Consider the following 655-nt stretch of genomic DNA (forward strand, 5'->3'; position numbering starts at 1 on the left):
CTCGCGCATCAACCGGCCCGATTCGTCGAGCACCGCCTCGATGCGGTCGACGGCGTCGCCGGATCGCGCCGCGGCCGCCCGCAGCCGTGGCAGCGCGACGTCGGTTCGCGCCGCGATCGCGGCCTTGATCAGTTCGGCCTTGTTCGCAAAGTAGTGATACAGGCTGCCGCTGGTCATGTCGGCGGCCCGCGCGATCTCGCGAATAGTGGTGCGGGAGTAGCCCATCTCGGCCACGCACCGCATCGCCGCGGCGATGACGCGCGCGCGGGTCTGCTCGCCATCGGCACCCACCGGGCGCCCCAGCTGTGACGGCAGAACGCTCATTTGCCTCCGCGAACCCCCGGGCTAATCGATCAGTCGATTATATTCGATGCTGTCGGGCTTCGAGAGCCCGGCGGACAGGACACGCGAGTGGGCGGAGCACGGTGACGCGGGCGCAGCGGGGACGCCCGGTGGGCGCCAGCGGCGAGGACACCCGCCAGCGAATCATCGTGGCCACCATGCGTTGTGTGGCCACGGCGGGCTACTCCCGCGCCACCATCCGTGAGATCGCCCGCACCGCGAACGTCACCAGCGCCAGCCTCTACAACTACTTTCCCAACAAGGCCGAACTGATCAAGGCCGCGATCGCGGCGCGAACCGACGTCGCGCTGCC

Annotated in this window: 2 protein-coding genes; one reads left to right on the plus strand and one right to left on the minus strand. The window is 69.5% G+C overall.

From position 1 onward, the window contains the following. Window positions 1–324 (minus strand): TetR/AcrR family transcriptional regulator (locus A5680_RS12525; RefSeq protein ID WP_156675086.1); only part of this gene is annotated, 324 nt, incomplete at its 3' end. Window positions 325–425: 101 nt separating this feature from the next. On the opposite strand from A5680_RS12525, the gene A5680_RS12530 reads away from it, so the two are divergent. Beyond that, the coding region (locus tag A5680_RS12530) for a TetR/AcrR family transcriptional regulator (protein WP_156675087.1) at window positions 426–655 on the plus strand (230 nt) is incomplete at its 3' end.

The sequence above is a fragment of the Mycobacterium sp. E2989 genome, assembly GCF_001667595.1.
Taxonomy (GTDB): Bacteria; Actinomycetota; Actinomycetes; order Mycobacteriales; family Mycobacteriaceae; genus Mycobacterium.